5 protein-coding genes and 1 CRISPR repeat array are annotated in these 7,126 nt (G+C 62.0%); of the genes, 2 read left to right on the plus strand and 3 right to left on the minus strand.

The features are described 5' to 3' along the window. The 3 genes from FVW27_RS03770 to FVW27_RS20590 form a co-directional block, all read right to left on the minus strand. Positions 1-2,039 (minus strand): reverse transcriptase domain-containing protein (locus FVW27_RS03770; protein WP_167122868.1); only part of this gene is annotated, 2,039 nt, incomplete at its 3' end. A 29-nt stretch (positions 2,040-2,068) separates the two neighbouring features. After that, complete coding sequence (gene cas2 / locus FVW27_RS03775) at positions 2,069-2,341, minus strand: CRISPR-associated endonuclease Cas2 (RefSeq protein WP_167122870.1); 273 nt, start codon at positions 2,339-2,341, stop codon at positions 2,069-2,071. Between the two features lie 380 nt (positions 2,342-2,721). Next, positions 2,722-4,625: a CRISPR direct-repeat array (repeat unit 36 nt; unit sequence CCCAAAAGGGACCTCTACTGCGCAGTAGGTTGTGAC). Positions 4,626-4,747: 122 nt separating this feature from the next. Then, positions 4,748-5,419 carry a GGDEF domain-containing protein gene (locus FVW27_RS20590; RefSeq protein WP_208294615.1) on the minus strand — a complete coding sequence of 224 codons (672 nt, stop codon included), beginning with the start codon at positions 5,417-5,419 and terminating at the stop codon, positions 4,748-4,750. 304 nt (positions 5,420-5,723) lie between these two features. Between FVW27_RS20590 and csm6 the strand changes: the two genes are divergently transcribed. Both csm6 and FVW27_RS03785 read left to right on the plus strand, forming a co-directional pair. Further along, entirely contained in the window at positions 5,724-6,857 is a 1,134-nt protein-coding gene (gene csm6, locus FVW27_RS20595) for a CRISPR-associated ring nuclease Csm6 (protein ID WP_208294616.1), read from the plus strand. A 34-nt stretch (positions 6,858-6,891) separates the two neighbouring features. Next, on the plus strand, positions 6,892-7,126 hold a 235-nt coding region (locus FVW27_RS03785), incomplete at its 3' end, for a hypothetical protein (RefSeq protein WP_167122874.1).

Genomic DNA, 7,126 nt, shown 5'->3' on the forward strand with positions numbered 1-7,126 from the left:
CCCGCCCCGGCGCCGCCCAGCCGGGGGCGCAGCCACAGCAGGGCGTTATCCACCTTGGCCGCCACCAGTGCCGCCGCCACCTCGCCGCGCTGTCGCGGGCCCATGCGTGCGTGACGCATGCCGTGCGCGGTGATGCGGTCGAACCACGCGCGCGAATCCGGTCGCAGCGTGCCCACATGCCAGCCCAGCGGAGTGCAGAACGAAACCGGAATGCCCTCCGTAGCGCACTTCTGCACCAGCCGCGTGGAAATACCCCCGTTGCCGTAGATCATCAGTTCGCCCACGCGCCGCAGCGGGGCGCGACCCAGAACCTCGCCCTTCCGCCGCACCTCCACGCTGTCGCCATCAAGCCCGATGAAGGCGTACTGCTGGCGGATGAACAACGGCCTGCGCAGGGCCGCATCCACAAGGGTGGTGCCGTCCGCCGTGCCGTCGAACGAGAACCCCAGAAAGCGGAACCCGTCCCAGACATCATGAATGCCGGTCTTGTCATCGTTCATGCCCAGCCGTACGGCGGAAAGCGCCTCGCGCGCCGCATCCAGCGCTGCCGCAGCCTCTTCCTCGGACCGGGTAAGGATGACGAAGTCGTCGGCGTACCGCACAAGCCGAAAGCCGCGTCGCGCCATCTCCTCGTCGAATCCGTCAAGGTACAGGTTCGACAGCAGCGGTGACAACGGGCTGCCCTGCAGCACCCCCCGCTCGCGCGCAATGGGGCCTGCCGCCCCGGCAAGGGGCATGCGCACGGCGGCATCCACCAGTCGCCGGGCAAGCACGTCCGCCCGTGGCAGTACCGCGTCGAGACGCTGCGAAAGCACGTCCCAGTCGATCATGTCGAAGAACGCGGCCACGTCCGCCTCCAGCACGTGGGTACACCCTTCGCGCACGGCTTCGGCAATCATGGCACGCGCCGCATCGCGTGAACGTCCCTTGCGGAACGCCACGGACTGCGGCTCGAACGACCTGTCCAGCCCCGGCGCAAGCAGGTTGGCCAACAGGCGGTGAACTACCTTGTCCTCCGGCTCCAGATTGGCGGCAACCCGCTGCCCCCCGCTCCGTTTGGGAATGGTAAAGGCCTTTGCCGGGGCGAACGCGTACGCCCCATCCAGAACCCGGTCGCGAATGCTCATCAGCAGGTCTTCCGGACGACCGGGACCACCTTCCGCACGGGGGGCGTCGTCACTGCCAGCGTCCGTGTCTTCCCATGCCTTGCGATACAGTGCGGGTTCCGCCAGTTGCTCATCGAACCAGGCCCGCTCGGCCTCAAGGCGGAATGCCCCCTGGCCCGCGCTCAACCGCCTGCCTGCGCCCAGTTCGGTGCATGCCAGCAGCAGGGGCAGCACTGGCGCAAGGTTGCCGCGCAGGTACACCGGCCCCGTCATGCCGTTGATGAAGCGTTCTCCCTTGCCGGAACGCGAGCGATGGCGGAATTCCGCGTATTCCCAGAACCACGGCAGCAACGTCAGCCCTCCGGCCATGTCGGCGAAAGCCTCGGATTCCGGCATCAGGGCCGCGCCGTAGAAGCGCGCCAGCCTGTTGGCCAGCAATTGCAGCAGTGCATGGGCATCAAGTAGCCACCGCCGCTGCGGGTCCGCGGGGGTAAAGGTGAGGGGCGTCAGGAAGTCCAGGCACACCTCGTCTGGCACTGCGTCGGCAACGCCCTGCGCCGCACGCCATTCGCGCTCCACCATGGCGACGGAACGTTCCACCGCCGGGCCGCACGCCATCATCTCGAAATTGTTGGCGGGATCGCCCAGCCAATGGGCCACGTTATCGGCAAGGTGCCTTGCCTGTTCCGGCCCGGCATGGGGAAAGACCAGTTGCAGCCGGTACTCCCTGCCCTTGCGCACGATGGCGCCGGTGGGTTCCGCAGGCACGAAGAACGCCTCACCATCCCATTCCCGGCCCGGAATCCGCGCCGCGAATTTGAGTATGGCATCGAAGATGGACAGGGGGTGCTCCCGCGCAAAGGTGTTGCGCCGGTTGCGCAGTGTCAGTTGCAAGGTATGCCAGCGCAGTGCGCCAAGGGCGGGCAGAAACATGGTGTGGCCTCCGTAAGGCGCCTTCCGTGTCAGATGATGAAGATGCGCGGCTCTTTTGCGGGAACGCCGTCGGGCAGCCTGCCGGCACAAAAGGACGGCTCCTCGCCCTGTACGCACCAGGCCATGATGAAGCCCGTTTCCACGTTCAGCCTGTCCAGTTCGCGGCGCAACCGGGCCTTCAGCCCCGCATCAAGCACGCACTGGTACACGCTGGCCTGCACCCGTTGTCCGTAGCCGTCCAGAACACGGCTGACGCGCAACCGCTCCCGGTCATCCGTGATGTCGTACGCGATGATGTGCATGCCGCTCCTGCCAACAGAATGCAGTGTGACGGGTAATATACCGTGAATGCTCGGGATGTAGGCCACGCACGTCCCGCTGTAAAGGCAGGTGGATATGCAGGAGTGCGCCCAGGCAGGTGCGCAGGTGCGCTGCTGGCAATAACCTGTTGTGCACGTTGGTGAAATTTTTTTGGGTCAAGATCGCGTGCATAGACGAGTGAGGCTGTGTAAACCCCGTTTCCCGCAATCTGTAACCATCTGATAAAGAAGCTTGTTTTTCTGACAGACCCAAACGCAAAGGACCCCCCTGTGGAAAACGTGTGAAAACTTGCCCGAAAGGGTGGGGGGTGCCGAAAACAGGCTTGAAAATCCTTGCGAGAGTAGGGTAAGAGGGAGTCAGTCCCAAAAGGGACCTCTACTGCGCAGTAGGTTGTGACGATCTTCACCAAGATGATGGTGGCGATGGCGATCCCAAAAGGGACCTCTACTGCGCAGTAGGTTGTGACTTATTTAAACTTTGATTTCTTGGAGGAAAAGACCCCAAAAGGGACCTCTACTGCGCAGTAGGTTGTGACAGTTTCACCAGCCAGATTGCGAACATGGTCACAACCCAAAAGGGACCTCTACTGCGCAGTAGGTTGTGACCGCTTCAGGGCGCGGCGTTCGTCTCGGTGAACTCCCAAAAGGGACCTCTACTGCGCAGTAGGTTGTGACTCTTTTTTTACTTGCGGAAGCCTTTCATGACTCCCAAAAGGGACCTCTACTGCGCAGTAGGTTGTGACTTTTCAGGAATGGTGATTTCACCATTGAAGACCCCAAAAGGGACCTCTACTGCGCAGTAGGTTGTGACAAGTTGAAGTCCTTGGAAATTTCTTCGAAGACCCAAAAGGGACCTCTACTGCGCAGTAGGTTGTGACTCTTTCAAGACGGGCGTCCGTGGCGCAGCACCACCCAAAAGGGACCTCTACTGCGCAGTAGGTTGTGACTTGGCAAGGGCTACTCCCATGAAGCCCACAGGCCCCAAAAGGGACCTCTACTGCGCAGTAGGTTGTGACTCTTCACAGTGCGATGTGTTTACCCCCTGAACACCCAAAAGGGACCTCTACTGCGCAGTAGGTTGTGACGCATAGAAGCGGGGGAGGAATGGGGCCAGAATGCCCAAAAGGGACCTCTACTGCGCAGTAGGTTGTGACTTCATAACCTCCGCAAATCTTGGGTTTTCATATCCCAAAAGGGACCTCTACTGCGCAGTAGGTTGTGACATCCAAAGTAAGCTCCTGTCCGCGCAATTCGCCCAAAAGGGACCTCTACTGCGCAGTAGGTTGTGACCGATGCATCCATATAATTTTTTCCGGTCAAACCCCCAAAAGGGACCTCTACTGCGCAGTAGGTTGTGACACCGTCTACCTGCATGTCACGCCCCGACTCTGCTCCCAAAAGGGACCTCTACTGCGCAGTAGGTTGTGACCCAATCACACCGCCGTTGTTGGCATAATTGTCCCCAAAAGGGACCTCTACTGCGCAGTAGGTTGTGACCCCGTGCCTCGTTCTCTATGGCCTTGCTGATGGCCCCAAAAGGGACCTCTACTGCGCAGTAGGTTGTGACTGTTCCAGTGTCAACTCCTGCCCGCGCAATTCGGCCCAAAAGGGACCTCTACTGCGCAGTAGGTTGTGACAACACGCACAATAGAAATCTCCTTGTCCTTTGCAACCCAAAAGGGACCTCTACTGCGCAGTAGGTTGTGACGGGTGAAAAACACGACGAGGGCCACGACAATAATCCCAAAAGGGACCTCTACTGCGCAGTAGGTTGTGACTTTTTGGTCATAATCAACAGCGGTCACACGGCCACCCAAAAGGGACCTCTACTGCGCAGTAGGTTGTGACTTCTGACACCAAATACTTCAAACACACGCTGACCCAAAAGGGACCTCTACTGCGCAGTAGGTTGTGACACGGTGCATGTTATGGAACTTCATTCCGTATACCCCAAAAGGGACCTCTACTGCGCAGTAGGTTGTGACTCAATGTTGCGTTTCTTGACGAAAAGTGTGACTCCCCAAAAGGGACCTCTACTGCGCAGTAGGTTGTGACGCTGTTGCGATGAGTCGTTCCGAAACCCTGTCGACCCAAAAGGGACCTCTACTGCGTAGTAGGTTGTGACCCACTGTTGATCTTCGCAACCTGTCCCTGACGGGACCCAAAAGGGACCTCTACTGCGCAGTAGGTTGTGACCGTTGTCTACCAAACCGATTTCGGTCAGGTATGCCCCAAAAGGGGCCTCTACTGCGCAGTAGGTTGCGCGTCACATCAATGACGGTGCGCCCCCAAGGTTCACGCATTCCTTACCTCGCAAGCAGAAAGGCCCACGCGACATTCCGCGTGGGCCTTTCTGCTCATGGCGCCTTCAGCGCCGGGTTTGCGGCATCAGCCGTGATGCTCCGAGCCGTTTTTTTCGGTGTACATGCGGGTGTCGGCCTTGCGCAGCAGCGTGGGAATATCCGTTCCGTCGTGGGGGTAACGGGCAATGCCGCAACTGGCGCCTACCTGCAGGATGCGACCATCCAGTTCGAACGATCGTGCCACGGCCCCGCACAGCTTGCGGCACAGTCGCTTGAGGTCGTCGGGGTTGCGCAGCCCCTGTACCAGCACCACGAACTCGTCCCCGCCCCAACGCGCCACGGTATCGCTCACGCGCATCTCCTCCGACAGTCTGCGCGCCACCGCCTTCAGCAGGGCATCGCCCACGGCGTGGCCGCACGTGTCGTTGATGAGCTTGAACCTGTTCAGGTCAACGAACACCAGCCCGAATCTATGACCAAACTGCTCGCCACGCCACAGCGCCTCTTCCATCAGGCGGGTGAGCGCGGCGCGGTTGTGCAACCCGGTCAGGTAGTCCCGGTCGGCCTTGTCCGCCAGTTGGGTGCAACTGCGCTTCAGCTTCATGCCCCTGCAATACAGCCACAGGCAGGCGCACCCCTGCGCGGCCATGATGACAAGGGCCAGCGCGCCTATCCAGATGGGAACGGCCCAGGTGGCGCAAACATCTCCGACAGTGGCGGGCAGCAATTCCGCACCATTCGCAATACGCAACATCATGTCACCTCCCCCTGCTACGGTGTGTGGTGACATGGTTCCTATCGCCGACAGCGTACCGCCCGTTGCGGAAGAACGTTGGCGGAATGTTTGGCAAACGATTGTCTCAGGCGCTGCAACCAGAACGGGGGCATGGTGCTGTTGCCGGGGGGGAGTACCCGCCTGCGGACCTGTACAGCCGATATCCGTGCGTGTATCGTGCCGTGGTGATTGCCGTTCCATGCCCGCAGCCCCACCGCGCGGCCAGGCGGAAGAAAAACCGGATGCCGCCGCGCGCCACGGCACGACCAGACCGGAGACCCAAAACATGAACAGCACCAAGCCACGCATCCTGCTCTGCGCCTGCGGCCTGACCCCGCAGGTGGTCACGGAAACCCTGTACGTCCTGCTCCGTGAAGGTGGCGAATCCGTACCGGACGAGGTGCACATTCTCACCACCGATACGGGCCGCCGGATAGTGCAGAACAAGCTGTACGGCGCGGCGTCGCCCATGACCGACCTGTGCCGCGAGTTCGGCGCGGCCGACAGGGTGCGGCGCGGCATGGACATGGTGCACGTTCTGGGTGGCACCACCCCCCTGGAGGACATCCGCACCACGGGCGACAACGCCCGGGCGGGCGAATGCATTTTCGAACTGGTGCGCGACCTCGTGTCGCGCAGCCAGAGCCTGCATGTTTCCCTTGCCGGGGGGCGCAAGACCATGGGCTTTCTGCTGGGCACGGCGCTGCAACTGCTGGGGCGTGAACAGGACGATCTGTCGCACGTGCTGGTGGCCGCGCCTTTCGAGTCGAAGCCCGATTTCTTCTATCCGCCGCGGAATGTGCAGGAATACACCTTTCAGAGCCGCGAAACGGGCGAATGGTACACCCTTCCAGCCTCCGCCGCGCGCATAGAACTTGCCCGCCTGCCGCTGATCCGGCTTGGCGACCGGCTGGAACTGCCGCGCACCGCCCCGGACGGCGGCTTTGACGAGGCCGTGGCCACGGCCCGCCGCGCCGTCGAGGTGCCCATGGTCACGCTGGACCTTGCCGCGCGCACCCTGCAGGTAGGCAAAAGGGCAACGCAGCTCACCGCGCTGGAGGCCGCCGTGTACCATGCCATGCTGGATGCGACCCTTTCCCGGTGCAGGGCGGGGGCAACCCCCGGCAACTGCCGGTGGTGCTTCACGGAACCGCGCACCCTGCCCATGGACCTGATACTTGCGGATGTGGCCGCAGCGTACGGCCAGTATTCGTCCCAGTACGAGCGGGTGCGGGAGCAGCTTTCCAACCTGCGCGACGTGGGCGGGTGGTTCCGCCAGAAGCGCACGGCCATCAACGCGAAGCTTCAGGCGTTGCCGCAGGGGCACGTGGCGTTCATCGCAAGCCATCGCCAGTATGGCAACAGCAGTTACGGCGTGTGTCTGCCGCGTAATCGCATAACCATCCACCGGCCCGAATAGGCCTGCGAAGCTCCTTCCGCCAAGGGGGTATGCCGTGCTGCCTAAACACTGCCTGCGCGTTCCCGCCTTTCTGCTGCTCGCAGCCCAGTTGGTCGGGGCCCTGCTGGTCGGGGCCGGGTGCGCGCATCGCCAGCCCGCCCCGACACCAACCCGGACTTATGCGCTGACGGTACTGGATGCCACTCCGTGCGTGGCCGCCGATGCGGTGCGCGCGGCCGTGGCCGAACGGCTTGCGCGTGACGGGCTGGCCCCCGTGGCCGAAGGGGCAC

This window comes from Nitratidesulfovibrio liaohensis, assembly GCF_011682075.1.
In the GTDB taxonomy this organism is placed as follows: domain Bacteria; phylum Desulfobacterota; class Desulfovibrionia; order Desulfovibrionales; family Desulfovibrionaceae; genus Cupidesulfovibrio; species Cupidesulfovibrio liaohensis.

Excerpts from the sequence above, each read along its gene's own strand:
- cas2 (WP_167122870.1), bottom strand. The coding sequence starts at position 2,341 with ATGCACATCATCGCGTACGACATCACGGATGACCGGGAGCGGTTGCGC.
- FVW27_RS20590 (WP_208294615.1), bottom strand. The coding sequence starts at position 5,419 with ATGATGTTGCGTATTGCGAATGGTGCGGAATTGCTGCCCGCCACTGTC.
- csm6 (WP_208294616.1), top strand. The coding sequence starts at position 5,724 with ATGAACAGCACCAAGCCACGCATCCTGCTCTGCGCCTGCGGCCTGACC.